Source organism: Lederbergia citrisecunda (assembly GCF_018343695.1).
GTDB classification, from domain to species: domain Bacteria; phylum Bacillota; class Bacilli; order Bacillales; family Bacillaceae_C; genus Lederbergia; species Lederbergia citrisecunda.
Genome location: NZ_JAGYPJ010000001.1, coordinates 1,407,077 through 1,430,992 on the forward strand (window position 1 = coordinate 1,407,077; position 23,916 = coordinate 1,430,992).

Consider the following 23,916-nt stretch of genomic DNA (forward strand, 5'->3'; position numbering starts at 1 on the left):
TCACCACCTATACAAATAAGGTTTGCGCAATGTTCATCACAGCGGCTTTTTCCCTTTCTTCTTCCAATTTATCTGCAATTCCTCTTTGGACTGCACGTAATGGTGGCATATACGTAGCTAAGTCGCATGTATCAATTAAAGCTCTAATCGAAGCAGCTTCTTCCGGAATTTGGCCATTTCGGACTTGAGTAATAAGATCTTCTGATAACATTACAAACTTCTCGATCTTTGTATTATCCTTTAATATGCTTTCATTGGAGAGAACTTCTTTTAAAGTATTCCCCTGAACATACGGTACTTCTATTACGACAAATCGATTTTTTAACGCTTCGTTTAGTGGTACTGTGCCAATATATCCTTCGTTAATAGCCGCAATGACTCCGAAATGATTAATTGCCTTTTCAACGGTACCGGTGAAGGGATTAAAAACCATTCGTCGATAATCCAATACACTATTTAATATTGGCAAAGTTTCAGGTTTTGCCATATTGATTTCATCTATATATAATAAATGACCTTGATTCATCGCCTTGATGACAGGACCTGGAACGAATTCAATCGTATTTTTACCATTTTCTTGACCAATCGTTTTAAAACCAAGCAACGCCTCAGCATCCATATCAACTGAGCAATTTATGCTATGCATCGGCTGCTTGAAAATATTTGAAAGTGTTTCAGCCAATTTTGTTTTCCCAGATCCAGTCGGACCTTTTAGAAGCACATTTTTTCCTAATGATAAAGCTATTAACGCATCTGTTAAAATATAATCATTTGCGGAGATAAAGCCACCTTTTAAAGGTACTTGTTTTTCAGTATTTGAAAAGGCTATTTGACGTTCTTCAATTAAGTTTTTTATTTCAGCTGGAATGTTCATAATGATGTTTCCTTTCTAATCTTTAACTTCACATACATAAACATATAAAAAAGCTTGCAGATCAGCAAGCTTTTAGCGTTATTGTAGTCTATCTCAACCTAGTATTCTTGTTTCATTACTACGAATCAAATGACTCTTTTGATAATAGTATAAACCTCTGCCTAATTTCATAATATTATCATCCGTTTTTTTAATCGTATTCATGAACGTAGTCATATTAGCAATCCTAAATCCTGTTCTTTCTTCAATTTCCTTCTGTAAAACCGATCCTCTAATAGGTGCATCTTGTTCTTTCAATATCATTATAGCCGATTCTCTCATCTTAGTCGTTTTACTTCTTCTAGAAGGCCGACCTTTTCTAGCTTTGGGAGCAGTTTCTATGATGTTGGAAGGCGCATCGATCGTATGAGAGTCTATATAATGAACTTTTTCTGTAGCTGTCGTCTCTCGTTCTGAGAGAGAATCTAGTTCTCTAAGTCTATTGAAAATTGCATCTCTTTCTAATTGAAATTTTGAAAGTAGTTGCTCTTCAGCATCTTTCATTTGTTCCAATCTCATCTTTAAAGCAAGTCTTTCATTAAACATTTTCCCGCCCCCTCACGATAAACTTTCTATATTGAATATTTATTTTTAATTATAGTTGACATTAGTGATAATAGTAAAGAGTGTAAAAAAACTATTTTTATCTGTTAATTGAAGGAAAATGTCGAGGATTGCATAAAAACATAAAATAATGTTTGTAATTATCAGAAAGTATTAGTTGTATTTATTGAGTGTGACTAATAGAATAGAGATTGTTAGCCGTCAAACTTAGAATCTCTCTACAAAATTATAAAAATTTTAGGAGGTATTCAATGAGCCAATTGACAGTGGAAGTAAATGAAAAGGTGCAAAAGTTTTTACAAGGGACGAAAAAGTTGTTTATTAACGGTACGTTTGTAGAAAGTGCATCAGGCAAAACATTTGAAACACCCAACCCCGCTACTGGTGAAACTCTAGCAACTTTATATGAAGCGGAACAGGAAGATGTGAACCGTGCCGTTAAGGCAGCAAGAAATGCTTTTGATAATGGACCATGGTCAAAAATGAGTGCTTCAGAGAGAAGTCGCCTAATGTATAAACTTGCAGATTTAATGGAAGAAAATAAAGAAGCCCTGGCACAATTGGAAACTCTTGATAATGGTAAGCCAATTCAAGAAACTACAAATGCCGATATTCCACTTGCTATTGATCATATGAGGTATTATGCTGGCTGGGCAACGAAAATTACTGGGCAAACAATCCCAGTTCCTGGCCCTTATTTCAATTACACACGTCATGAAGCTGTTGGAGTTGTCGGTCAAATCATACCATGGAATTTCCCTCTATTAATGGCGATGTGGAAACTTGGTGCAGCTCTTGCCACTGGTTGTACTGTCGTACTAAAGCCAGCGGAACAGACTCCACTTTCAGCATTATTTTTAGCTGAATTAATTGATGAAACAGGATTTCCCGAGGGAGTTGTAAATATCATTCCTGGATTCGGTGAAACTGCCGGACAAGCGTTAGTTGATCACCCTCAGGTTGATAAAATTGCCTTCACTGGTTCGACAGAAGTTGGAAAACTCATTATGCAGAGAGCATCTAATACTCTAAAGAGGGTAACGCTCGAGCTTGGAGGAAAATCTCCAAACATCATTTTACCAGATGCAGATCTGACACGTGCCATTCCAGGTGCATTAAACGGTGTTATGTTTAACCAAGGACAAGTATGCTGTGCTGGTTCACGTGTTTTTATACAGAAAAAGCATTTTGATAATGTAGTAGCTGATATGACGTCCCATGCTCAAAATATTAGACAAGGAGCGGGACTTGATGAAAATACACAAATGGGCCCTTTAGTCTCAGCAGAACAACAAAATCGTGTATTGAACTATATAGAAAAAGGAATAAATGAAGGTGCCGAATTGTTAATAGGGGGACAAAAACCGCGCGAAGAAGGATTTTTTGTTGAACCAACCATTTTTGCAGATGTTAATGATGAGATGACGATTGCAAAGGAAGAAATATTTGGACCAGTCATTTCTGCCCTTCCATATGAAGATTTAGATGAAGTAATCAAGAGAGCTAACAATAGCGATTATGGTCTTGCAGCAGGAGTATGGACACGCGATGTAGCCAACGCACACTATATTGCAAACCGACTTCGAGCAGGTACCGTATGGGTCAATTGTTACAATGTGTTTGATGCAGCTTCACCATTTGGTGGGTACAAACAATCAGGAATTGGCCGCGAAATGGGTTCCTACGCACTCGAAAATTATACAGAAGTAAAAAGTATTTGGATTTCAATGAACTAATAAGAAAAGCGCAAGCGCCTTACTTATCGACGTACAGGCTTACAGGAAGTGAGTCCGTCTACGGTCCTTCTTTGGCATTCGACTGAGATAAATGACATATGTTCGAGCCTATATAGGCGAGTCGTTGTTGACTTATCGTAGGAAGAAACAATAAGTTTGCTAGGCGCTGCCTGCTTAAGTTAAACGGAAACAATATATAATGTCCTAAAGCATAAGAATAGAAGAAATACAGTTTAAAAAAGAACTGTATTTCTTCTTTTTTATTGTTATCGCTTTCTTTTTTACAAAATAAAGGGTACAATAAACCATATATAGAGAATAATCCAAATTCACGAGGAGGTTTTTTTCTGGCATGAAAATTATGAGTAATGAATTGCTAGTTGCTGCCTATCGAGACGCTAAAAAGAATGAGCATGAGAGTGAATGGATAAAATTATTAAAATCGGAAATGAAAAAGCGTGGTTTAAAACTATAATAGATTTATAGTAATTCTCTATGAAACTTTAAGATTGAGATTATGCGTGCCTTTATGTGCACGCTTTTTTACTGCTCGTTAATTCTAGGTGAAGTAGGATCACAGTCAGGTTCCGTTGAATTTGTGGATTGAGCTAATTTTGTTAAGTAATAACATTCTTCCCTAAACATATGATCCGCCATTAATGCTTGAAACGTCCCCAAAACTTCTTCTGAAATTTCCAGTTCCATTATTTCATTTAAAAATATTTGAAAGGCTTGGATTTCCAACTTTGCTTCACTATTTAATCGTGAAAGAGCTGGAAACTGGTAAATGTGAGTACGAAGGTAGCCTGCAAACTCAACAGCTTTTAAATAAAGATGCTCAAAGTCCTTTAGAAAAGTGGCACTTTCTTTTTTTAGCATTTTTTCAGTAGCATCCAACTGATCCTGAATAGCTCCCGCATGCCCCGCCGCGTCACTAAGCCATAGTAAATGATGATGTAATTCATGCGAAATCGGTGGAGATTCCTTGTTCAAAAAATATCCAAAGAGCCTCTCATATTCTTCCAGCTCATTGACCATATGATTAACAAACGAGGATGATAAATGAAATTTGATTTTTTTAAACAAAAGTTTTTCAAGTAAAGATAATTTAAACTTTTTTAACTCGATTGTTGCAGCTTTCGCGTTAGCAGTTAAGATAATAGCTTCTTCAATATTTGTTAATTGTCTTGCTTGAGCTAATAATTGGTCAAACGTATTCTTGAACTTTTGAGCCAACTCTATATCTTTTGTTTCAGATGGAGCTAATGAATCCAAAATAAATCTAGAATGATCGCCAAGAATTTGCAGCCAAAATTCATGTTCAAATTTCAACTCATTTAATGTCAAAGACAAAACAACACCCTCCTCATATTTGCATTCAATTCAGCATATTCCCCATCCCTCACATTTCATGAAAACAATTTTTTCTGGAGACTATCTTTAAAATAATGAGCAATGAATTTACAAAGTTATTAAGTGAAATCGAGATAAAAATCCTTAAATGTTGTAGTTCTGTTTCGATTCACTTCCAATCAAGACTGAAATCCAAAAAATATCGTCGTTCTGTCCAGATTCACTTCCAGTCGAGACTGATATCCAATAAATATCGTAGTTCTGTCCTGGTTCACTTCCAATCGAGACAGTAATCCTATAATTATCGTAGTTCTGTCCCGATTCATTGCCAATCGAGACAGATATCCAATTAATATCATAGTTCTGTCCTGGTTCACTTCCAATCGAGACAGATATCCAATTAATATCATAGTTCTGTCCTGGTTCACTTCCAATCGAGACAGATATCCAATTAATATCATAGTTCTGTCATGATTCATTGCCTATCGAGACAGATATCCAATAAATATCGTAGTTCTGTCCTGATTCATTGCCAATCGAGACAGATATCCAATTAATATCATAGTTCTGTCCTGGTTCACTTCCAATCTAGACAGATATCCAATTAATATCATAGTTCTGTCCTGGTTCACTTCCAATCTAGACAGATATCCAATTAATATCATAGTTCTGTCCTGATTCATTGCCAATCGAGACAGATATCCAATTAATATCATCTTTCTGTCTCGATTCACTATCTGCAAGGGTTTCAATATAGTTCTCATTAGGATCTCAGCTAACGAATACCTATAGATGGATTAAGACCGAATATACAAAATCGAGCTAAGGTTCTGATTCACACTCGCCGCATGTATTAATGCGTTCATTTTATCCACAAAAAAAACGACCGCGTACACGGTCGTTTTTGTTATTTATTAACTTTCTAATAATAGGTCTTCAGGATTTTCTAATAATTTTTTAACCGTTACGAGGAATCCGACTGCTTCCTTACCATCAATGACTCTGTGATCGTAAGAAAGAGCTACATACATCATTGGGCGATTTTCCATACGTTCTGCATCAATAGCAACAGGTCTAGTTTGAATGGTATGCATACCGAGAATACCTACTTGTGATCCGTTTAAGATTGGAGTGGATAGTAAAGATCCAAAAACTCCGCCATTCGTAATCGTAAAGGTTCCACCTTGTAAATCACTTAAAGCTAGTTTATTATCTCTTGCTTTTTTAGCTACGCCTAAAATATCTGCTTCGATTTCTGCAAAGTTTTTACGGTCACAATCACGAATAACAGGAACAACTAGCCCTTCTTCAGTCGAAACGGCAACACCGATATCATAGAATTTTTTTAGTACTAGCTCGTCGCCTTGAAGTTCAGAGTTAACAGCAGGATATTTTTTCAATGCAGCTACAACTGCTTTAGTGAAAAATGACATAAATCCAAGTCGAACATCATGTTCTTCATAGAATTTATCTTTTTTACGCTTACGTAATTCCATTACAGCAGTCATATCTATTTCATTGAAAGTTGTTAACATAGCTGCGTTTTGTTGAACTTCAACTAGTCTTTTAGCAATTGTTTGGCGACGTCTTGATAAACGAACACGCTCAACTGGCTTGCCTTCTTCTTGAGTAACAGCTGCAGCTGGAGCAGCTTTAGGTGTCGCTGCTGCTTGTTGTACAGGCTGTTGCGGCTGATTTGAATAAGATGTAATATCTTGTTTTCTAACACGGCCAAGTGGATCAACAGTTGGAACTTCACTTAAATCGATCCCTTTTTCTCTTGCCAGTTTACGAGCTGCTGGTGAAGCGATAGGTCGATCTTTTTTCTCAGTTTCTACTGGAGATTGTGCTTGTTCTTTTTGTGGTTCTTCAGCCACAGCTTCAGCTTTCACTGGCTCTGCAGTAGGCTGCGCTTCTGTAGGTTGTTCTCCACCTGCTTCGACGATAGCAATAACTTCACCTACTTGAACTGTATCGCCTTCCGCTGCTTTCAATTCTTTAACAATACCTGATTCTTCGGAGATTACTTCTACGTTAACTTTATCAGTTTCAAGTTCAACGATATATTCTCCCTTTTCAACATGATCACCTGGTTGTTTGAGCCATTGCGCGATTGTACCTTCCGTAATCGATTCTGCTAATTCAGGTACTTTAATTTCAGCCACTTTAAATCCTCCTCTAATATCAGTGCCGCCTAGGCAAAAATTAGTCAAAATTTTTTTTCAATCCTAATTCCGTAAAAATCTGAGAAGACAGCCATAGGCTTTAGCTTAATTCAGCAATCTAGACTCCTCTATGTTTTAATTTTTTCTCCACACAATAGAAGATTTTGCTGAATTAAGCTATTCCAATCTTATCAATTTTTGCTATTATTCTTAATTCAATTATTTTCTTATTGCTTCTTGAATAATGCGATTTTGTTCTTTTTTATGAATGGTTGGATCTCCTTCAGAAGGACTAGAGCGTCTTCTTCTTCCAGCGTATTTTACGTCTACCCCTTTAGGAGCAACTTCTCTTAAATACGGATCTACATGCATCCATCCACCCATATTTTTTGGTTCTTCCTGTACCCAAACTAGTTCTTTTAAGTTTGGATAACGAGTTAAGATATTTTCGACTTCTTTTTTAGGGAATGGATATAATTGTTCTACTCGTAAAATATGAAGCCAATCCATATCGGAATCATTCTTTAAATGTTCCTCAAGATCAATCGCAATTTTTCCACTACAAAGAACAATTCGTTCTACTGCATCTTTATTTTGTCCTAGACCTTTTTGTTCAATCACTTGCTGGAAGCTACCTTCTGTTAGCTCATCAAAATTTGATGAAGCAAGTGGGTGTCTTAGTAGACTCTTAGGTGTCATGATGACGAGTGGTTTTACTCCATCAGATCCAAGTGTTGCAGCCTGTCTTCTTAATAGATGGAAATACTGAGCAGATGTTGATAAATTCGCAACCGTCCAGTTATTTTCTGCTGCGCTTTGAAGGAATCTTTCAACTCTTCCGCTTGAATGTTCTGGCCCTTGACCTTCGTATCCGTGAGGAAGCAACATCACTAAGCCTGATTTTTGCCCCCATTTAGCGCGGCCAGATGAAATAAATTGGTCAAAATATACTTGAGCCATATTTGCAAAATCACCAAACTGAGCTTCCCAAATAACGAGTGTTTCTGGAGCAAACACGTTATATCCGTATTCAAAACCAACTACCGCTGCCTCTGTCAAAGGACTGTTGTACACGACAAATGAAGAATTAACACCAGAAAGATGATGCAAAGGAATAAATTCTTCGCCTGTCTTTTCATCATGCAATACAAGGTTTCTTTGAGCAAATGTTCCTCGTTGGGAATCCTGACCAGTGAAACGGATTGGAGTACCATCTTTTAAAATAGAACCGAATGCTAGAGACTCAGCATGCGCCCATTCAATTTTGCCATCTGTATCAAAAATATTTTCTCTTCTTTTTAAAATACGACTAAGCTTTTGGAACACATTAAAATTATCTGGCCATTGCAATAATTCATTATTGATTGTTTTTAATTCTTCTGTTTCAACGCTTGTATTATATTGCTGTAACCCATTCATAATGTATTCCGGTGGTTCCATTGCAATATCCTGGTCTTCTTCCTTATTTGCAACGACCCCATCATATTCTTTTTGCAATTTTTCTTGAATAGTATTATCGATTTTTACTGCGTCTTCTTTAGTAATGATTCCTTTAGATATTAAACGGTCTGCATAAATTTCTTTCACAGTTGGATGGCTTTTAACGATATTGTACATTAATGGGTTTGTAACCATTGGCTCATCCATTTCATTATGACCAAAGCGTCTATAACCTATTAAATCGATAACAAAATCTTTACTGAATTTTTGTCTGTAATTATAAGCTAAGATAGCTGCAGCGAATACTGCTTCTGGATCATCAGCATTCACGTGAACAATTGGAATTTCGAATCCTTTTGCGATATCTGATGCATATTTCGTCGAACGTGAATCTGAACTTTCTGTTGTGAATCCAATCCTATTATTTGCGATTATATGGATTGTTCCACCAGTGTTATACCCATTTAATTGACCCATGTTCAAGGTTTCTTGAGTAATTCCCTCTCCAGGAAAAGCTGCATCTCCGTGAACCGAAATTGCTAGACAACTGGCAAAGTCTTGTTCAGGATAACCAGGTTTATTACGATTTTCTTGAGCTGCACGTGTGTAACCATCTACAACTGGCCCAACCACTTCAAGGTGACTTGGATTATTAGCAAGTGTAATTCTCGTGTTTGCAGTGCTACCACGGTTCACTCTGCGATCAGCACCTAAATGATACTTCACATCCCCAGTCCATCCATACGTAATTCCAATAGAACCTTCAGATGGAATCATATCTTTATTAGGAGCGTGTTGGAATTCAGAAAAAATCATTTTATATGGCTTTTCCAATACATGCGCTAACACATTTAAACGACCGCGGTGAGCCATACCAATATTGACTGTTCTTGTTCCGGTTTCAACCGTCAAGCTAATAATTCGATCCATTAAAGGGACGAGAGTGTCTACACCTTCAATCGAAAAACGCTTTTGGCCTACGAATGTTCTATGTAGAAACTTTTCAAATCCTTCAACTTCCGCTAATCGATTTAATAAATTGATTCGTTCTTCGTTTGTTAATGACGGGTAGAAGCTTTCTGATTCAATTTGTTGCTGCAACCAGTTTTTCTCTTCCAGCTCATGCACTTGATGGTACTCGAACGCTAATTTTTTCGTGTATACTTTTTTCAAATGGTTAATCGCATCTAGACCATTTTTTAAATCTGAAGGTGCATTTGGTGAAATGAAAGATGCAGGTACAAGTTTCAGATCTTCTTCCGTTAAATTGTATTCTGAAAGCTGGATTCGTCTATTTTCTTTTTCTTTATCGTCTAATGGATTAATATCCGCAGCTAAATGACCGTATGTTCGAATATTATCCGCAAGCTTAACTGCTGCAACAATCTTACTAAATAAATTTGGGTTTGCTGGAAGCTGGAATGAAACGTCAGCTTGCCCCATTGTTGACTCTTCTTCAGCATTAGAAGCAGGTGCACCCCATTGATCAAAAAGTTGTTTCAAATCTGGTTCAACACTATCTGGATCTATAAGATATTGCTCATATACTTCAATAACATAACCTAGGTTAGGACCCGAAAAATTATGCCAAGGTGTCCCTTGAAATGAAGCCTTTTTACTCATTAATGATACGCCTCCACCATTTCAACCATAATTTTTGTTTTTCAAATATTATTCATAATATTTTCGTAAAAAGCTCACAATCTCCATTTTATCACTGACTAACCTTAATATAAAGACTAAATGTGATTTTCCATCCTATTTTAGCTATTTTTGTCGAATGAAAATTATTGATTTGATTTTATTGCCTTTTAACCATATCAATCTTACTATGATTGCTTAAAAAATCCAACGGTTTTGCTTGATTGTTTTTCATCATGATTCCCACCTCCGCCTACTTCCGCATATATTGTATTAGAAAAGAGTAAGCTCAATGGCCATCGACTTACAAACTACAGGTCACAACTTGCGATAAAGGAAACACGACTAGGAACGAGTCGATGTTGACTTACGCAAGAGAAAAGGACAAAAAATTGGCTAGTCGATAGTGCCGAGGCGGGACAGGAAAAGCCTATATTTAAAAATATAGGCTTATATACAACTTATTCTAAGAAATTCAAGTTGGAGTGAGAATTATGTTTCCATGGGGGATGTTTCCTTTTAATGAGGATATTAAAAAGTTAACAGAACAATTGAATCCTTCGGACGTTCACTCATATGTAAATGATATGATGAAAAAACTTATGAAAAATACTCCAATGGATAATATGGTTTCACCACAGATGAATAATAATAATAATGATAACGATCATCAGCAAACATCCCAAAATGAAATAACCGCACGAGTGTTCGAAACTTTTGATGATGTATTTGTAAGGTTACGATTACCCGAAAATGTTTCATTAAGTCAATTAAGGATCTTCCACACATCAAACCAGGCTATTATTGAAAATTTACAAGGTGATGGAGCTAAACAAGTAATTACATTACCTAGTCTTGTCAAAAAAAAAGGAGCAACCGCTCAAGTAAAAAATCAAATATTAGAAATTAAAATTCCAAAAAGTGATGATCTACAATATACCGAGATCACAGTTTCAGAAAAATTATAGTCTCTTTGATGGAAGTAGTTTTTCAAATTTTTCCCTCATATCATTTGCTAGTTCAGGAACGGCAACAACCCCTAATATTTCCTCATAATTTTGACGTTCGTGAAAAAATAATCGATGAAGAACTGAAATATTCAAACCTGGATTAGGGCGCTCTTGAAGCTTTAGCTCTAAATCAGGTTTGATTTCCCCTTCCTGAAGCACTCTCGCAAAATATCCTGTTTTTCCAGTCTGAATAATTTCACTTAGCATTCCTTTAATTCCATTAGATCGATCGATTGTGACACATGGAATACGACCTTGGGTAATTTGTATAATCGTATCTCCAACCTGATAAATGTCACCGATACAAATATCATCTTCAAGCATTTTTGTTACTGTTATATTTTCTCCAAACGAAGGAATAGTCAGGCTTTTCCCTGTCCACTCTTCCCACCATTGATAATGTTCAAATGGATAAAAACAAACTGCTCGGTCTTCCCCGCCATGATGTCGTAAATCTGCAACCCCATCAAGGTCAAAACCGCCTTTACGAAGAAATGCCATTTGTACAGGTTGTTTTCTTATTCCTGATTTAAAGGTTTGACCATTTGAATTACTGATCAACTGTGGTCTTCCAATGCTCACTGCTTTAATATTCATTTACGCTTCCCTCCCATTAAATGCTCTATGTATAAAAGGATAAAATATTCTTATAAGTAAATATTAATCTTACTATGTTTGAAAGGAAATAGCGATGGAACTTTTGAATAAACAAGATTCACATCATATTCATGGTGAGGAAAAAAAAGCGAATAAATGGTCGATTATTGCCATTGCCTCCATCCCTTTAATCATGACTTTAGGAAATTCAATGCTTATACCTATATTGCCTTTAATGGAAAAGCAGCTACATATTTCTAAATTACAATCGAGCTTAATCATTACAGTTTATTCGATTGTTGCCATTTTTTTAATTCCAATAGCTGGCTTTCTTTCAGATAAATTTGGAAGGAAAATAGTAATTATACCATCACTTATTATAGCAGGACTTGGTGGAGTCCTTTCTGGTTGGGCTTCATGGCAATTTGACTCTGCATTTACATGGATCATCATCGGACGGATTCTTCAAGGTATCGGTGCTGCAGGAGCATTTCCAATTGTAATTCCGTTAGTTGGTGACATATACAAAAAAGAAGAAGATGTCAGCTCATCACTCGGCATAATTGAGACTGCCAACACATTTGGCAAAGTGTTAAGTCCTATTCTCGGAGCGTTAATAGCTGGAGTAATATGGTTCTTGCCCTTTTTCGCTATTCCCGTATTTTGTATTATTTCATTTTTATTAATAATGGTTTTTGTTAGAAAGCCAAAAAATGATGTCCATCAACTTTCTTTTGGTCGATTTGTAAAAAATACGAAGGAAATTTTCTCAGAACATTGGAAATGGTTATTAGCTGTTTTTATTATTGGAGCGATTATTATGTTTATATTGTTTGGACTTCTTTTTTATTTATCGTCCATCCTTGAAGACAAATATGGTTATGATGGAGTAAAAAAAGGGTTTTTACTTGCTATTCCGCTCGCTGCTTTATGTATTGCCTCTTTCGTTGCTGGAAAAATCATAAAAGACAGTCTAAAAAAAATGAAGTGGATTACTTTTTCGGGGATGGTTTTAACAGGTTTAAGCGTTGCTGCAATCATGTTTTCTGACCGATTTATATATTTAATTATAGTGATTTTATTGTGTGGCATTGGGATAGGCGCCTCTCTTCCTTGTTTGGATGCAATTTTAACACAAAGTATTGATAAGGAAATGCGTGGTACGATTACATCTATATTTAGTGCTATGCGTTTTGCTGGTGTAGCAGCCGGACCTCCAATCATAGCATTGTTAATGAAAGGAAAGAATTCGGACATGATTATATTGTTGACTATCCTTAGTGTTATTGCATCATTGTTGGCGTTTAAAGCAATAAAACCGGAGAGAGAGAAAAAAGCGATTGACATGGATCCTGTATTAGATTAATTGGTAAAACTTATATATAATAAATGTATACCAATGTTAAGGAGTGTTATGAATGGCAGTTAATGTTTATATGAATTTCAATGGAAATTGTCGCGAAGCTGTAGAATATTACGCTCAAATTTTTAACTTAGGAACTCCGGAAATTATGACTTTCGGAGATCAGCCTCCACATCCTGATTACCCACTACAGGATGAAATGAAGAATTTAGTCTTACACGCTCGTCTTAACATTTTTGACAGCGATGTTATGTTTTCCGACACGATGCCAGGCATGCCTTTTACTGTAGGCAATAACATCACCTTAGCGATTGTTAGTGACAAATTAGAAGAAATGAAAACCGCATTCAAAAAACTGGCTGCGGATGGGAATGTTAAAATGGAGCTTCAAGAAACTTTTTTTAGTAAATCCTACGGTCAATTAATAGATAAGTTTGGAGTTTATTGGCAATTCAGCTACGATAGCTAAGATAAAAAATAGGATATGGGATGGTAAAATACCATCCCATATCCTTTCTTATTTAAACCAACCTTTCCGTTTAAACCAAACAAACATTCCACTCCCTATTATCACCATCACAAACAGAGTTCCAAAATATCCATACTTCAACTGCAATTCCGGCATATTCACAAAATTCATTCCGTAAATACCCGCAATAAAAGTTAATGGCATAAAAATAGTTGTAATAAGGGTGAGCACTTGCATAATACGATTTGTTTGATGTGCATTTAAGGATAAGTAACTATCTCGAATATCCGTTGTTAGTTCACGATTTTCTTCAATCATCTCAGATAATTTGACTAAGTGGTTGTGGATATCAGTAAAATATTCCATTTTGGGACGAAATTCTTTTAAACGTTCAGAATTTATTATTCGATATACGAGATCCCGCATCGGCGATATGACATGGCGAATTGATAGTAAATCATGCCTTGTATCATATAGATCTTGCAGTAACAGACGCATTGGTCTTCGATTAGAATTTTCGTCAATATCATTTAGTACGTCCTCAATTTTTTCAACTAGAGGAAAATAATTATCAACGATTTCATCAAGAACATGATATAAAACTTGAATAGGATCCCAATTCTCCATACTCGTGGCTTTGATGATACGATCCCAAACTTTATCTATTTCCGTTGAACTTTCTTGATGAAAAGTGGCAATATATTTTTCGCTTAAGAAAAAATTGACTTCTTCTCTTTTAAGGCATTCCTCTTTTATTGCTTGGGCAACAAAAAAGAAGTGTTCATCATAATAATCTAACTTTGGCCTTTGAATATCGTTAATACAGTCTTCAATTGCCAAAGGATGAAAATGCAACGGATTTTTTAATAATTTTATCTCCTCCTCGGTTGGCCGATCAAAATCGAGCCAATACCAAAGATAATCCCCGTTAAGCAATTCCTTAATTCCAATATTCATTTGACATTCATTATTTTTATTAATGGCAATTGATCTTATCATTGTTTCTCCTATTCGTTCAAGCCAGTTACAAGTATTTTAACTCTTTTACATATGAAACACACTTCTAAAGAATTAGTACAACTTATCTTTGAATATTTTATCGTAATAACTATAACCAAAAGGAGAGAGAAATAGGTGAAATATAAGTTAATTGGAGAGAACGAACATGCTCTTCTAGAAAAGATTGCTAATGCTATAGAAAATGGCATGGCTGCAAAAGAAGTAGTTTGTTCTATTACAACTGGATTTCGTAAAGTTCCTTCGATACGTACTGCTCCTGGTCTTAATCCGTACCATGCTTCAGTTGCTGATATCGGTTATGGCTTTGATTCTGTTCATGGAACGATTAACAGGTTATGTAAAGGTGAAATCTTTCCTTTTCCTAAGGAAATGCTTGTTCTTGATCTTGATACGTTGAGAATAAGCGCAAAGCAATTAAGTCCAAATTTCGAACTTGCCGTAAAACGAGCCTCTCCGGATGTTTATCATTTAGTTGAACAAAGTCGAATATTAAATCAGCAAATTACTGAAACAATTAACGAAACAAATAGGTTAGGCAAAATTCTCCTCGGTTCAGAATGGAAAGTGATTCGTTCAAAAATAAAAAATATCCAAGCAATTCCTCGCCTTTAAAATAATGGGGGTGTAAAAATGTCTGACTTTCGACCGATGAAATTAAGTGAGGAGGAACAAAAACGCTTATTTGCCTGGTGGCAAACAATGGAATCTGCAAAATTAGTCGTTCAACACTTATGTTCACTCGTAAGCGAACTAAGATTAAACCCTGAATCCAGTCATGCAGATGGAATGATACTTTTTTATCGTGCCGTTTCTGAAATATCATATGGCTACGCGGGTGTTAGAGGAGGAGTTCGTAGAGCATTGACGACAGAATATGGTGATGTGTCAAAGTTTTGCCCCTAAATTTTCAGTAGATGCTAAAATTCTTCTCGAACGAATCGCAAAGCAAATATCAGGTGAAAGTTCCCTAGTTATCATAAATCAAATTAGGGAAACTCTGTCTGAAAATGACATCATGTTAATCGAATTAGAAAAAAAAGCACAAGAATTTTTTGGTAAAGAAGCTTTTGATCATATAAACTTTACCATCATTCAGGATATGTCTATGTATTAATCCTATTATTTTATAGTTGATATTCTCAAACTCACATGCTATTATCAATATCGATACTATATTTAGTACCTATATTAAATTTTAATACTATATATTGAATTGCAACGAGTGAAGGTGCCCATTCAGGGCTTAAAAGGGAATCTGGTGAAAGACCGGAACTGTCCCCGCAACTGTAAATGCGTACGAAAGGGAAATGCCACTGTATCGATTTGCTTCACGGCTTCGGTACGGGAAGGACCCTACTAGGATGATGCATAAGTCAGGAGACCTGCCTTACTTGTCTGAGTTTCAATTCTTCGGGGATTGGGAAGATGAAACGATAGTGAAAACATGTTTTTTCCATTTTCCTATCGTTTGATCCGCTCCATTCCTGAGCGGATTTTTTTATTTTCAAGGCTTTGTTAAAGCATATAGTTGATTTTTCATCTATGTCGATAGAAGCCTATACTAGTTTAACAAAGTCATTATGAAAAAAGAAAGGTGAATGAAATGACAACGATATCGAAAGAACAAGGAAATCGATCATTAGCATTTGATAGAAAGCGATTAGAGGGCTTTATAAAACGAGTTACGTCGATTAATTCAAATGAATTCAACGAAAAAATCTATAGAAGTATAGAAGCAAGAGATGAATATAAGGCAGAGCACATTACCTCCCTTCTTATCAAAACCGCATTGGAAAATGTTGATGAGGTCAACACACAATGGACTTTTGATGCTGCTAAAATCTATCTTCAAAGCTTGTATAATAATGCAAGCGTAAACCGTTCTTACGATAAAGAACTAAAATATGGAGATTTTTATGGTCTATTAAAAACACTAGCTGGTAAAGGCATTTATTCTCCTAATATATTAGAAAAATATAGTAGAGAAGAAATTATCGAGTTATCCAATTTAATAGAGCCAGATCGTGACTTACTATTTGATTACATTGGATTGCATACATTAGCCACAAGGTATCTTGCAACCGATCATGAAAAAAATACATACGAACTTCCGCAAGAACGTTGGCTTGTTATTGCAATGCATCTGATGCAAGACGAGCCAACGAGCCAACGTTCGCACTTAGTTGCGGAAAGCTACTGGGCGCTATCTAATCTATATATGACCGTCGCAACTCCTACCTTAGCGAATGCTGGCCTTGCCCACGGACAGTTATCGAGTTGTTTTATCGATACTGTTGAGGATTCATTAATGGGTATTTATAACAGTAATACCGATGTAGCAAGGCTTTCCAAAGATGGTGGTGGTATTGGTGTTTATATGGGGAAAGTCAGAAGTCGCGGCAGTTCCATAAAAGGATTTAAAGGTGCGTCATCTGGTTGTATTCCTTGGATTAAACAACTAAATAATACAGCAGTTAGTGTTGATCAACTTGGTCGTAGAAAAGGCGCCATTGCTGTTTATTTAGATGTTTGGCATGCAGATATATTATCATTTTTGGATTTGAAGTTGAACAACGGAGATGAGAGACAAAGAGCACATGATATTTTTACAGGAGTATGCTTACCGGACCTTTTCATGGAACAAGTGGAAAGACGCGGCGATTGGTACTTATTTGACCCTCATGAAGTTAAAAATGTAATGGGATATGCTCTTGAAGATTTTTATGATGAGAAAAAAGGACAAGGTTCTTTTAGAGAAAAATATGAAGAATGTGTCCAACATAACTCATTAAGTAAAACAAAAATACCTGCGATAAAAATCATGGCCAGAATTATGAAATCACAGCTTGAAACTGGAACACCATTTATGTTTTATCGTGATGAAGTAAATAGAAAAAATCCAAATAAACATGTAGGGATGATATATTCAAGTAATTTGTGTACAGAAATCATGCAAAATATGTCCCCTACTATTCAATATGACGAAACAGTAGATGGCGATACAATCATCACATATAAAAAAGCAGGCGATTTTGTTGTGTGCAACCTCTCTTCCATTAATCTTGGGAAGGCTGTACCGGAGGATGTTTTAGAACGTCTTATTCCTATTCAAGTTAGAATGCTTGATAATGTAATTGACTTAAATACGATTGACGTAAAGCAAGCGACGATCACAAACAAAAAATATAGAGCGATTGGATTGGGTACTTTTGGCTGGCATCACCTGTTGGCACTGAAAAAAATTAAATGGGAATCCCAAGATGCGGTAAATTTTGCAGATGAATTATATGAACGCATCTCCTTTTTATCCATTAAAGCTAGTGTAGAATTAGCGAAAGAAAAAGGCTCATACTCTAAATTTACTGGCAGCGATTGGCAAACAGGAGATTATTTCAAACAGCGTGGATATATAGAAGGTGAAAAGAAGGATGATTGGAAGCAATTAATGAAAGAAGTTGGCGAAAACGGTTTAAGGAACGGCTATTTAATGGCTGTCGCTCCAAATTCCAGTACTTCAGTCATCGCTGGATCTACTGCTAGCATCGACCCAATTTTCAAACCGTTCTACCATGAGGAAAAGAAAGATTATAAGCTACCTGTTGTTGCTCCAAATTTGGATCACAATACGTATGATATTTATCGACGTTCAGCTTACATCGTAGATCAGCGCTGGTCTATTTTACAAAATGCGGCGAGACAACGTCATATCGATCAGTCGATTTCATTTAATTTCTATGTGCCAAATCATATTAAAGCACAGGTAATGCTCGATTTACATTTACAAGCATGGGATTCAGGATTAAAAACAACATACTACGTCCGTTCCACTGCTTCGGACATTGAGGAATGTGAGTGGTGCGAGTCTTAATTTGTTATGCAAGTTTTAGCGGAAATACGAAAGAAACAGCAGAATTGATTGCAGAAACGTTAATGAAAGAGCAATATGATATCAAGCTATATAGGATTGGGACTGGACAGATTCCAGATCCCTCCCTTTTTGATGTTATGATGATCGGTTCCTTTACATGGGCTAAAGGTGCAACACCAAATGATGTGAAAGACTTCGTATATGAGATTGGCTATAAGCCTCCCCACGTTTATGTTTTTGGAACGGGAGATACACAATTTGGCGGTGATTATTTATTTTGCAATGCAGTTGAAAAACTAGCAAAATTTTACAATTCATCGTACGAACCATTAAAAATTGAACAAAGTCCAAGAGGATCTCAAGAATCAAAAGTGATAGCTTGGACGAAAGGAGTTATTAAACATTGTCAACTGTACTTGATAAAGTAGTTATTTTAGAACCAATGAATCCAAACAAATCAACAGCACTTTTTGGTGGAAAAGCGAGTGGGATACTTAATTGGAATGATCTTGCTTACCCTCATTTTTACAATCATCGTGAACAAATTCGGGCACTTTTCTGGCGTGCGAGTGAAGTCGATATGTCTGCGGATATAAAACAGTTTCCGAACCTATCCAATGAGGAAAGAAACGCATTTTTAAAAATTATTGGTCTGCTTGCAACTTTAGACGGACCACAAACAGATATAGCAGCTAGAATATCCCACTACTCAACTGATCCATCTGTAAAATCGATCATGGCTACTATAGCAGATCAGGAAAGTGAACATAATCATAGCTATGCGTATGTACTCTCTTCTGTAACAAATTTGATTGAACAAAATGAATCATTTGAAACTGGACGTAAAGACGAGATTCTATTAAAACGAAACGAACGCATCATGGAAGTTTACAATGAATTCGCGGCAAATCCAAGCATTTTAAATGTATTAAAAGCGACGGTTTATACTTCCCTTCTCGAAGGACTATTCTTTTATTCTGGATTTGCTTTCTTTTATAACCTTGCACGAAATCAAAAAATGGTTGGTACTTCGACGATGATCTCTTATATTAATCGAGATGAACTACAGCACGGTCGATTTATTAGTGACTTGTTCCGAGCCACGCTTGCTGAAAACCCAGAGTACAACACAAAAGAGTTTACGGATTGGGTATATGATCAGTTTAGACATTCAGTTGAACAAGAAACAATTTGGAGCAGGTATGTACTCGGTGAAATTGACGGCATCGATTTAGTAGAGATGGAAGGATATATTAAATATCGTGCCAATAAAATGCTTAGACTTCTGGGGTTAAGTGATATATACGAAGACTATACAGATAATCCAATGAAATGGATTCGTGCTTATGTAGATAATTTCGATGATACTAAAACAGATTTCTTCGAACAAAAATCACGTCAATATACAAAAACGAGTGACTTGAATGGATTCGATGAGTTGTAATAAAAACTAAAAAACTGCCCCTAGAGGCAGTTTTTGTTTGTGAACTTATTATAGTTTAACAACGTTTTCTGCTTGTGGTCCACGTTGTCCTTCAACGATTTCAAATTCAACTTGTTGACCTTCGTCAAGAGTTTTGTAACCTTCTCCTTGAATAGCGCTGAAGTGAACGAATACGTCGTTTCCGCCTTCAACTTCGATGAAGCCGAATCCTTTTTCACTGTTAAACCATTTTACTGTACCTGTTGCCATGCGTAAAAACCTCCAAAAATTTTTTAATATGTTACTCATATTTACGGTGTAAATAAAAATTCACATATTATAAGCAATACCCACAATAAGGAGTAGATATTCATTATAACATGTGAATTTAACTCCATACATATTCATTACTATTAAATAACTAGGTAATACAGGATAAAACGAAATGATCTTACATAATTCAAAACAACGAAAGCCCTTCCTCTCTCCCGTCCTTACGGTTCCAAGACCGTGCCAGTGAGATTTGTATTAATCAAACAATGGTTAGATCTATTCAACCATTGGAGAAAAAGGATTCCATATCTATTACTAGATATTATAACTAATAAGTTAACCTAATCATACATGAGATATATATAAAAAGCAAGAAAATGGGCAAAATCTTTTTTCGTCTTTTTTCGTCAAAAAGTCCGATGCCTCAAGGCTTTAATCGACCTCTTAAACTAATGCTGCTACCAAAAGCATAAATTAACTTTATCTATTTTACCCATTTAATTTAGCTTTAAACATATATAAATTTTTTAATTTTTATATAAATTATGCTTCTTTCTTTGTAGCTCTTTTTCGTTTTGCAGGCTGTTTAGAAACTGGCTTTGTTCTATCAATAGAAGCTTGTAGAGCCGCCATTAAATCAGTCATTGGTGCAGCAGTTTCTTTCTCTTTTACCGTTACAAGTTCCTTTCCATTGCGTTTTGCTTCTATTAATTGTAACACTTTATTTCTATATTCATCCTCGTAATTTTCGGGTTGAAAAGTAGTCGTTAATTGATCAATTAATAAGATAGCCGTATCTATTTCTTTCTTTGTAACTTGATCCTCCACTGGTACATTAGGTACATCCGAAGCTTTTCGAACTTCATCCGGATAATGAATCGTTTCCATTACTAGTGTATCTTTATATACTCGGATAACGGCCAATTGCTCTTTTGAGCGAATCATTATTTTAGCGATTCCTACTTTTTCTGATAATGTCAATGCTTTTCGTAGTAGTCCGTATGCTTTGACTCCTCCCCCATCCGGAGACATATAATAGCTGCGGTTGAAATAAATTGGATCAATTTCATTCAATTTAATAAAATCAATCATTTCCACTGCCTTTTCCCCTGTTGCATTGCTAAGCTCCTGCAATTCGTCTTCTTCGACAATGACAAATTGTCCTTTTGATATTTCATATCCTTTTACAATTTCCTTTATGTCTAATTCTCGTTCACATGAAGGGCAGATTTTTTCATATTTTATCGGAGTGTGGCATTTTTCATGAAGTGAACGAAACTTAACATCTTTATCTTCTATTGCAGCATGAAGCTTTATAGGAATATTTACAAGGCCGAAACTAATACTACCTTTCCACATCGTATGCATATTCTCACCTCTATCATGATTTTCCATAGTTTATACTAATGAAAAAAATACATTCGCATAGAATACATGATGTGGATATTTACTTATATGAGGTGTAACTTGATATGAAACCAATGCTTCCTACTTTAAGTTTTCTTCCTCCAAAACATGGAGATTGGCTTTATGAAATTAAATACGATGGTTTTCGTGGCATGCTGGAATGGACAAAAGATAATAGCTTTTTATGGAGTCGAAACGGGAACGATTTATTGCCTCAATTTCCTGAATTGAAAAGATTTTTGAATGATAAACAAGATGAAGTTTCTGATATACTACCTCTAATTTTAGATGGAGAAATAACATTACTGGAAAATGAGCATAAGGCTAATTTTGGACAACTCCAGATTAGAGGAAGAATGAAAACTAAACAAAAAATAGAAGAAGCTTCACTAATAAGACCAGCAAAATACTTAGTTTTTGATCTTTTATCTAAAAATGGAGTTACAACAAAAAATATTCCCTATACGAAAAGAAAAGAAATGCTTTTATCTATATGCAAGCAATTTGGTTTTTCATTAAATCCTGCTGTGGGTGTTGAATCAACTATTCAATACATACCGCCTATCCAACATTATCAATCCATTTATGAAACGATGAAAAGTTCGATGAGTGAAGGAATTGTTGCTAAAAAGGCAAATAGTTTATGGGAAGCAGGAAAACGAACAACTTCTTGGATTAAGATTAAAAATTGGAAAACGGTCAGTTGTTTTCTTACAGCATATGATCAAAGCAACGGTTTTTTTTATGTTGGCGTGTACAAAGATCATGACATTTTCTCATTAGGTAATTTTATTAATGGGATAGATGCGGAAACGAAGTCAGCTTTGAGGAACACAATTATTGGAAATTCTCAAAATAAAAAGGGTGATATATTTTATATTCACCCCAGCATTTGTATTGATCTCTATTATATTGAATGGAATGGTGAACAGCAGTTAAGAGAACCTTATTTCAACGTAATCCGTTTTGACCTACATCCAAGTGATTGTACGTATGAACAATTTTTAATCACTGATGCAGCTTTTCCGAAAGAAATAACCATTACTCATCCTGAAAAAATTCTGTGGCAGCAAGATTCCGTTACTAAATTAGATTTCCTACGTTATTTACGAAAATGCTCCCCCATGATGTTGCCATTTTTAAAAAATCGTCCGTTAACGTTAATTCGTTCCCCACATGGTGAATTTGGCGAGTCTTTTTATCAAAAAAATCGACCTGAATCCGCTCCAGAATATGTGGATTCCTATTTTCATGAATCTAACGAGATGATTGTTTGTAATGATTTGAATACACTAATGTGGCTAGGAAACCAGCTTGCCATCGAATTTCATATTCCTTTCCGAACATTCAATAGTCAATATGTAAGTGAAATTGTCTTTGATTTAGATCCTCCGTCTCGTGAGGAATTTCATTTAGCAATCAAAGCATCATTAATATTAAAAAAGGTTCTTGATTCTTTTTCATTGACATCATTTGTAAAGTTATCAGGAAATAAAGGGATGCAAGTATATATACCTCTTCCAAATGACACATTCACTTGGGAAGAGACACGCATGTTCACAGAATTTGTTGCACAGTTTATGATCACTTATGATCCAACTTCTTTTACGATTGAGAGATTAAAGAAGAACCGAAACGGCAAGCTCTATTTCGATTATATTCAACATGCAGAAGGAAAAACAATTGTTGCCCCTTATTCTGTTCGAAACCATTCGAAAGGTCTCATAGCTGCACCGATATTTTGGCATGAAATCAATGATCATCTTAATCCAGCTAATTTTACGATTAAAAATGTCACTGAAAGAATGAACAAATTGGGCGATCCTTTTTCAGCTTTTTTTTCTTCTAAGGAAAACCAGCCATTTTCGGAAACCTTGCAAATGATAAAAGAAGGAAGACTTTTGTGATCATAGTAAAAAAATTGCTAAACATATAGTTCGCTCGTACTCTTTTATGTTCGAATCCAAAATAACCATAGGGGTACTAGAAGAAAATAGTTTTTGTAGTCTCAATGGCATAATCCCTTGAGAAACAGACATGATTTTTCTTCCATTTTTTTTGACAACACAATGATATGCAATTTTATTAATTTGATAACGATCTCTCCCATTATTAGCCCAAAATTCTTTTTTATCTATTTTCGCAGCGTTAAAAACTAGGCTTTGATCGTTGGAAAATACTTTTATAGCTTGCTTATCTATATGAATAGTCCATAAAACATTTTTTTCATGGTCCATTACCCTAAATATTTTACCAGGCTGTTTGTTTATTTTCTTTTCTTTACCTTTTACTTCCATAGCGGAATACCTGCAAAGCCCATTTCCAGTATATAATTTCCAATTATACGTAGAAACAGGAGTTGGCATAATCATAAATAGTGTGGAGCTCTGCTGATTTAATATTTTAGGACTAGGTAAAGAATTGCTTTTAAAAGAAAAATATAAATATTTCAGGAAAAAATTCATCATTAATATCAACACAAAAATCCCCGCACCAATCGCAGGGAAAAATTGTGTAACTTTGATGCTAGGTAATATTACGATAATAAACACAATCGTAGACAATATGGTTTGATGACTATATAAACGGGACATGCCTGTATAATAATCTTTAATATTCATGTGGCTCCCCCTGATCTGCCGTGTGACATCATTATATGACACGGCGGACAGGG

General features: G+C 35.5%; 22 protein-coding genes and 1 riboswitch. Of the genes, 12 read left to right on the forward strand and 10 right to left on the reverse strand.

Annotation, left to right across the window (positions count from 1 at the left end; all coding sequences use genetic code 11):
- Nucleotides 1-7 precede the first annotated feature (7 nt).
- Both KHA93_RS07005 and KHA93_RS07010 read right to left on the reverse strand, forming a co-directional pair.
- Nucleotides 8-874 (reverse strand): ATP-binding protein, encoded by an 867-nt coding sequence (locus KHA93_RS07005; RefSeq protein WP_213110086.1) that lies wholly within the window; start codon nt 872-874, stop codon nt 8-10.
- Nucleotides 875-967: 93 nt separating this feature from the next.
- On the reverse strand, nt 968-1,459 hold the full coding sequence (locus tag KHA93_RS07010; RefSeq protein WP_213110087.1) for a Rok-like winged helix domain-containing protein: 492 nt from the start codon (nt 1,457-1,459) through the stop codon (nt 968-970).
- A 269-nt stretch (nt 1,460-1,728) separates the two neighbouring features.
- On the opposite strand from KHA93_RS07010, the gene KHA93_RS07015 reads away from it, so the two are divergent.
- Both KHA93_RS07015 and sda read left to right on the forward strand, forming a co-directional pair.
- Nucleotides 1,729-3,213 (forward strand): aldehyde dehydrogenase family protein, encoded by a 1,485-nt coding sequence (locus KHA93_RS07015; protein WP_213110088.1) that lies wholly within the window; start codon nt 1,729-1,731, stop codon nt 3,211-3,213.
- Nucleotides 3,214-3,565: 352 nt separating this feature from the next.
- A complete protein-coding gene (gene sda, locus KHA93_RS07020; RefSeq protein WP_213110089.1) occupies nt 3,566-3,688 on the forward strand; it encodes a sporulation histidine kinase inhibitor Sda in 123 nt (40 codons plus the stop codon).
- 68 nt (nt 3,689-3,756) lie between these two features.
- On the opposite strand, the gene KHA93_RS07025 is transcribed toward sda, so the two are convergent.
- The 3 genes from KHA93_RS07025 to KHA93_RS07035 form a co-directional block, all read right to left on the reverse strand.
- Nucleotides 3,757-4,566, reverse strand: coding sequence for a DUF2935 domain-containing protein (locus KHA93_RS07025; protein ID WP_213110091.1), 810 nt, complete (start codon nt 4,564-4,566; stop codon nt 3,757-3,759).
- A 914-nt stretch (nt 4,567-5,480) separates the two neighbouring features.
- Nucleotides 5,481-6,731 carry a 2-oxoglutarate dehydrogenase complex dihydrolipoyllysine-residue succinyltransferase gene (gene odhB, locus KHA93_RS07030; RefSeq protein ID WP_213110092.1) on the reverse strand — a complete coding sequence of 417 codons (1,251 nt, stop codon included), beginning with the start codon at nt 6,729-6,731 and terminating at the stop codon, nt 5,481-5,483.
- Nucleotides 6,732-6,950: 219 nt separating this feature from the next.
- Nucleotides 6,951-9,794 carry a 2-oxoglutarate dehydrogenase E1 component gene (locus KHA93_RS07035; RefSeq protein WP_213110093.1) on the reverse strand — a complete coding sequence of 948 codons (2,844 nt, stop codon included), beginning with the start codon at nt 9,792-9,794 and terminating at the stop codon, nt 6,951-6,953.
- A gap of 512 nt (nt 9,795-10,306) precedes the next feature.
- On the opposite strand from KHA93_RS07035, the gene KHA93_RS07040 reads away from it, so the two are divergent.
- Complete coding sequence (locus tag KHA93_RS07040; protein WP_213110094.1) at nt 10,307-10,780, forward strand: Hsp20/alpha crystallin family protein; 474 nt, start codon at nt 10,307-10,309, stop codon at nt 10,778-10,780.
- Here the strand turns inward: KHA93_RS07040 and KHA93_RS07045 are convergent.
- A complete protein-coding gene (locus tag KHA93_RS07045; protein WP_213110095.1) occupies nt 10,775-11,419 on the reverse strand; it encodes an MOSC domain-containing protein in 645 nt (214 codons plus the stop codon). The genes KHA93_RS07040 and KHA93_RS07045 overlap by 6 nt on opposite strands.
- A 103-nt stretch (nt 11,420-11,522) precedes the next feature.
- Here KHA93_RS07045 and KHA93_RS07050 point away from each other — a divergent pair, with 103 nt between their 5' ends.
- Nucleotides 11,523-12,785 (forward strand): MFS transporter, encoded by a 1,263-nt coding sequence (locus tag KHA93_RS07050; RefSeq protein WP_233711073.1) that lies wholly within the window; start codon nt 11,523-11,525, stop codon nt 12,783-12,785.
- A gap of 52 nt (nt 12,786-12,837) precedes the next feature.
- Nucleotides 12,838-13,251 (forward strand): VOC family protein, encoded by a 414-nt coding sequence (locus KHA93_RS07055; RefSeq protein WP_213110097.1) that lies wholly within the window; start codon nt 12,838-12,840, stop codon nt 13,249-13,251.
- 48 nt (nt 13,252-13,299) lie between these two features.
- Here KHA93_RS07055 and corA read toward each other — a convergent pair whose 3' ends face one another.
- A complete protein-coding gene (gene corA, locus KHA93_RS07060) occupies nt 13,300-14,250 on the reverse strand; it encodes a magnesium/cobalt transporter CorA (RefSeq protein WP_213110098.1) in 951 nt (316 codons plus the stop codon).
- Nucleotides 14,251-14,385: 135 nt separating this feature from the next.
- On the opposite strand from corA, the gene KHA93_RS07065 reads away from it, so the two are divergent.
- The 6 genes from KHA93_RS07065 to KHA93_RS07085 all read left to right on the forward strand — a co-directional run bounded on the left by KHA93_RS07065 (nt 14,386) and on the right by KHA93_RS07085 (nt 19,583).
- Nucleotides 14,386-14,883: a hypothetical protein gene (locus tag KHA93_RS07065; protein WP_349772266.1), complete on the forward strand. Its 498-nt coding sequence runs from the start codon at nt 14,386-14,388 to the stop codon at nt 14,881-14,883.
- 18 nt (nt 14,884-14,901) lie between these two features.
- Entirely contained in the window at nt 14,902-15,174 is a 273-nt protein-coding gene (locus tag KHA93_RS23160) for a hypothetical protein (RefSeq protein ID WP_233711074.1), read from the forward strand.
- The gene (locus KHA93_RS23165; RefSeq protein WP_233711075.1) at nt 15,146-15,385 is read left to right on the forward strand and encodes a hypothetical protein; all 240 of its coding nucleotides are present in this window, start codon (nt 15,146-15,148) and stop codon (nt 15,383-15,385) included. The genes KHA93_RS23160 and KHA93_RS23165 overlap by 29 nt, the downstream gene beginning before the upstream one ends.
- A 94-nt stretch (nt 15,386-15,479) precedes the next feature.
- A riboswitch (cobalamin riboswitch) is annotated at nt 15,480-15,675 on the forward strand.
- Nucleotides 15,676-15,874: 199 nt separating this feature from the next.
- Nucleotides 15,875-18,139, forward strand: a complete 2,265-nt coding sequence (locus KHA93_RS07075) for a ribonucleoside-diphosphate reductase subunit alpha (protein ID WP_213110099.1) — start codon at nt 15,875-15,877, stop codon at nt 18,137-18,139.
- Nucleotides 18,127-18,567 (forward strand): flavodoxin, encoded by a 441-nt coding sequence (locus KHA93_RS07080; RefSeq protein ID WP_213112808.1) that lies wholly within the window; start codon nt 18,127-18,129, stop codon nt 18,565-18,567. Before KHA93_RS07075 ends, KHA93_RS07080 begins: the two co-directional genes overlap by 13 nt.
- Nucleotides 18,568-18,581: 14 nt before the next feature.
- Nucleotides 18,582-19,583, forward strand: coding sequence for a ribonucleotide-diphosphate reductase subunit beta (locus KHA93_RS07085; RefSeq protein ID WP_233711421.1), 1,002 nt, complete (start codon nt 18,582-18,584; stop codon nt 19,581-19,583).
- A 48-nt stretch (nt 19,584-19,631) separates the two neighbouring features.
- On the opposite strand, the gene KHA93_RS07090 is transcribed toward KHA93_RS07085, so the two are convergent.
- Both KHA93_RS07090 and ku read right to left on the reverse strand, forming a co-directional pair.
- Nucleotides 19,632-19,832, reverse strand: coding sequence for a cold-shock protein (locus KHA93_RS07090; RefSeq protein ID WP_144919921.1), 201 nt, complete (start codon nt 19,830-19,832; stop codon nt 19,632-19,634).
- A gap of 546 nt (nt 19,833-20,378) precedes the next feature.
- Nucleotides 20,379-21,203: a non-homologous end joining protein Ku gene (gene ku / locus KHA93_RS07095; RefSeq protein ID WP_213112809.1), complete on the reverse strand. Its 825-nt coding sequence runs from the start codon at nt 21,201-21,203 to the stop codon at nt 20,379-20,381.
- A 104-nt stretch (nt 21,204-21,307) separates the two neighbouring features.
- Between ku and KHA93_RS07100 the strand changes: the two genes are divergently transcribed.
- Nucleotides 21,308-23,149 carry a DNA ligase D gene (locus KHA93_RS07100; RefSeq protein WP_213110101.1) on the forward strand — a complete coding sequence of 614 codons (1,842 nt, stop codon included), beginning with the start codon at nt 21,308-21,310 and terminating at the stop codon, nt 23,147-23,149.
- Here the strand turns inward: KHA93_RS07100 and KHA93_RS07105 are convergent, their stop codons facing one another.
- Nucleotides 23,150-23,863 carry a hypothetical protein gene (locus KHA93_RS07105; protein WP_213110102.1) on the reverse strand — a complete coding sequence of 238 codons (714 nt, stop codon included), beginning with the start codon at nt 23,861-23,863 and terminating at the stop codon, nt 23,150-23,152. It lies immediately after the preceding gene.
- Between the last annotated feature and the right edge of the window lie 53 nt (nt 23,864-23,916).

Excerpts from the sequence above, each read along its gene's own strand:
- KHA93_RS07035 (WP_213110093.1), bottom strand. The coding sequence starts at position 9,794 with ATGAGTAAAAAGGCTTCATTTCAAGGGACACCTTGGCATAATTTTTCG.
- KHA93_RS07085 (WP_233711421.1), top strand. The coding sequence starts at position 18,582 with ATGAATCCAAACAAATCAACAGCACTTTTTGGTGGAAAAGCGAGTGGG.
- KHA93_RS07010 (WP_213110087.1), bottom strand. The coding sequence starts at position 1,459 with ATGTTTAATGAAAGACTTGCTTTAAAGATGAGATTGGAACAAATGAAA.
- KHA93_RS23165 (WP_233711075.1), top strand. The coding sequence starts at position 15,146 with ATGGTGATGTGTCAAAGTTTTGCCCCTAAATTTTCAGTAGATGCTAAA.
- KHA93_RS07055 (WP_213110097.1), top strand. The coding sequence starts at position 12,838 with ATGGCAGTTAATGTTTATATGAATTTCAATGGAAATTGTCGCGAAGCT.
- ku (WP_213112809.1), bottom strand. The coding sequence starts at position 21,203 with ATGCATACGATGTGGAAAGGTAGTATTAGTTTCGGCCTTGTAAATATT.
- KHA93_RS07105 (WP_213110102.1), bottom strand. The coding sequence starts at position 23,863 with ATGAATATTAAAGATTATTATACAGGCATGTCCCGTTTATATAGTCAT.
- KHA93_RS07075 (WP_213110099.1), top strand. The coding sequence starts at position 15,875 with ATGACAACGATATCGAAAGAACAAGGAAATCGATCATTAGCATTTGAT.
- KHA93_RS23160 (WP_233711074.1), top strand. The coding sequence starts at position 14,902 with ATGTCTGACTTTCGACCGATGAAATTAAGTGAGGAGGAACAAAAACGC.
- KHA93_RS07100 (WP_213110101.1), top strand. The coding sequence starts at position 21,308 with ATGAAACCAATGCTTCCTACTTTAAGTTTTCTTCCTCCAAAACATGGA.
- sda (WP_213110089.1), top strand. The coding sequence starts at position 3,566 with ATGAAAATTATGAGTAATGAATTGCTAGTTGCTGCCTATCGAGACGCT.
- corA (WP_213110098.1), bottom strand. The coding sequence starts at position 14,250 with ATGATAAGATCAATTGCCATTAATAAAAATAATGAATGTCAAATGAAT.
- KHA93_RS07015 (WP_213110088.1), top strand. The coding sequence starts at position 1,729 with ATGAGCCAATTGACAGTGGAAGTAAATGAAAAGGTGCAAAAGTTTTTA.
- KHA93_RS07045 (WP_213110095.1), bottom strand. The coding sequence starts at position 11,419 with ATGAATATTAAAGCAGTGAGCATTGGAAGACCACAGTTGATCAGTAAT.
- KHA93_RS07005 (WP_213110086.1), bottom strand. The coding sequence starts at position 874 with ATGAACATTCCAGCTGAAATAAAAAACTTAATTGAAGAACGTCAAATA.
- KHA93_RS07040 (WP_213110094.1), top strand. The coding sequence starts at position 10,307 with ATGTTTCCATGGGGGATGTTTCCTTTTAATGAGGATATTAAAAAGTTA.
- KHA93_RS07090 (WP_144919921.1), bottom strand. The coding sequence starts at position 19,832 with ATGGCAACAGGTACAGTAAAATGGTTTAACAGTGAAAAAGGATTCGGC.